The sequence below is a fragment of the Polaromonas sp. P1_E1_2 genome (assembly GCF_056406035.1).
Genome location: NZ_JBFUAZ010000689.1, coordinates 1 through 2,089, shown reverse-complemented (window position 1 = coordinate 2,089; position 2,089 = coordinate 1). Strand labels below are relative to the sequence as shown.

General features: G+C 61.5%; 2 protein-coding genes and 1 pseudogene. 1 reads left to right on the top strand and 2 read right to left on the bottom strand.

Going from position 1 to position 2,089, the window contains the following annotated elements:
- Window positions 1-227: pseudogene (locus AC1D1P_RS21755) on the top strand (sorbosone dehydrogenase family protein); the annotation flags it as partial.
- Window positions 228-323: 96 nt separating this feature from the next.
- Here the strand turns inward: AC1D1P_RS21755 and AC1D1P_RS21750 are convergent.
- Window positions 324-1,454, bottom strand: coding sequence for a hypothetical protein (locus AC1D1P_RS21750; protein ID WP_477674403.1), 1,131 nt, complete (start codon window positions 1,452-1,454; stop codon window positions 324-326).
- 93 nt (window positions 1,455-1,547) lie between these two features.
- The coding region (locus AC1D1P_RS21745; RefSeq protein WP_477674402.1) for a histidine phosphatase family protein at window positions 1,548-2,089 on the bottom strand (542 nt) is incomplete at its 5' end.

Below are 2,089 nucleotides of genomic sequence, written 5' to 3'. Positions count from 1 at the left end.
GTTCCTGGAACCGYGTRCCGCACAGCGGGTACAAGGTGGTGTTCGTGCCTTTTCGCCAGGGCTTGCCGGCYGGTTTGCCGGTGGATGTGCTCACAGGCTTCCTGAGTCCCGAAGGCCATGCCTACGGCCGGCCGGTGGGCGTGGCGATGGACAGGCGCGGCGCGCTGCTGGTGGCCGACGATGTGGGCAACGTGGTCTGGCGGGTGAGCGGTAGCCAGCTGAAATAGAAGGTTTGAGTTTTTTAAAGGGAAAGTGCCTGAAGCCCTTATACGATAAGCACAAGCAGCTATTAATTTAATAGCGAAGTGCTGCCTGAAATCGCATCAGGCTGTCGGCAACACCATGTCGGCGGTGCCGGGGCAGACCCAGCGGGGGTGTTCCCGCGAGGTGTCTATGCACCCGCCCGATGCATACACGCCCTTGGGTTCACGCATACGCAGCATGAGTTCCAGGATTCGCGCCGTCTCGGCCGGGTCGGCGCTGGAGGCCTTGACGCCGGCTTCCACAATGCTTTCATTGATACGCAACTCGCCGGCTTCGTCGGTGTAGGTGGCATGCCGCCAGTGAAACAGCTCCAGGCATTTGGCCGTCAGGGTGTAGGGCTGCTCGCGCTTCCAGAAGTTGGTGAACTGCCCGTTGCCGATGTAGAACACCCAGGAGCCTTCATAGCCCGAGACGTCGGAGGAGTGCTCGTCGGGGTTGCGAAACCAGAGGCGGTCGCCGGGCACGTAATACCTGGGCGGCAGGGGTTGTTCCATCGTGCCGTATTCGCGCAGGAACACGTCGTGGAATTTGCCCGACATGATGGCGCGGTGCTCCCAGCGCTGCTGCAGCGCGGCCAGCAACGGCGGGTTGCAGGTTTCGAGTTCCTGCGCGATGGCCAGCAGGATCACGTATTCGGTCGCGCGGTAGCAGGAAAAGGAATACAGCTTGCCCGAGGCCTCGGGTTGGGTGGCTTTTTCCAGGGCRGGAATCAGCGCGTGACCGGGCTTGACGGTAAAGCCAGCGTCTTCCGAGTAGACCCAGCAGTCCTCCGGCCGGTTGACTTCGGTGGTATGAAACTCCAATGCAGTCTTGCGCGCGGCCAGCACGATGTTGCGGCGTATGCGCACTGCCGATGCCAGCTCCGCATGGCTGGGGAATTCAAAGGCGACCGGGCTCAGGAGCATGGCCAGAAGAATCTCTCGTTCCAGGTCTTCGCTGTTGTTCAGCGTATCCAGCTGCAGCCGTTCTGCCAGGCCCAGGGTGTCCAGGCCGGGCGCCCATTGTGCGGCGAGGCCGTCCGGCAGGCAAAAGCTTCTTGCGGCGGTGGAGCCCGGAAAAATCTCCCTGGTTTCTACGGCGTCCTGCAGGCCGAGCTTTTCAAGCTGCACCAGGAAACTGTAAGTGGAAGCCGCCAGCGCGCCGGTTGTTTCACCGTGAAGGTGAATTCCGACAGGACGAAGACTGGGCATCAGGGCGGCGGTCATGTTGCCGCAAAGTATCTTTGCTTGTGGTCGATTCGGCAATGGCGGAAAAACCACGAAGCCGGCTGCTCGCAGGCGCGTTCAGGCGTAGGTAATCCAGCTTGCGTGTTCGGGCGCGTCCAGGTGCGGCAAGGTGTTGTAGGTCACCAGCATGTGCCGCTTGGGCGTAAAGGCAAACTCGGTAAGTGAGCAGTTGCGTATGCGCAGGTTCAGTTCTATCGTGGTTTCAGGGCTGGTGCCCAGCACATGGCCCACTGCGGTCGAGATGGGCCCGCCGCTGGAAACCAGCAGCACATTTCCGGTGTAATTGGCACGAATCTGGTCCAGGACAGAAGTTACACCCTCAACAAACCCGGTGTAGCTTGGCATGCCCTGGGGGGTGACGACGCCGGCCATCCACTGTGCCAGCCCGTCACGCAGCAGCCGGAAGTGGCCGCGGTATTCCTCGGGCGTGGTGGGTTTTTCGAGCTTGTGCGGGTGGATGGCACCGATGACGGCGTGGCTGTCGTATTCATTGAGCCCGGGGCGCTGTGTGGCTTGCATGGTGACACCCATGCCTTCACAGATCCCGGCAAAGGTATCGATCTGCCGCTGCAGCGTGCCGGTGAAAGCGGCGTCAAAGG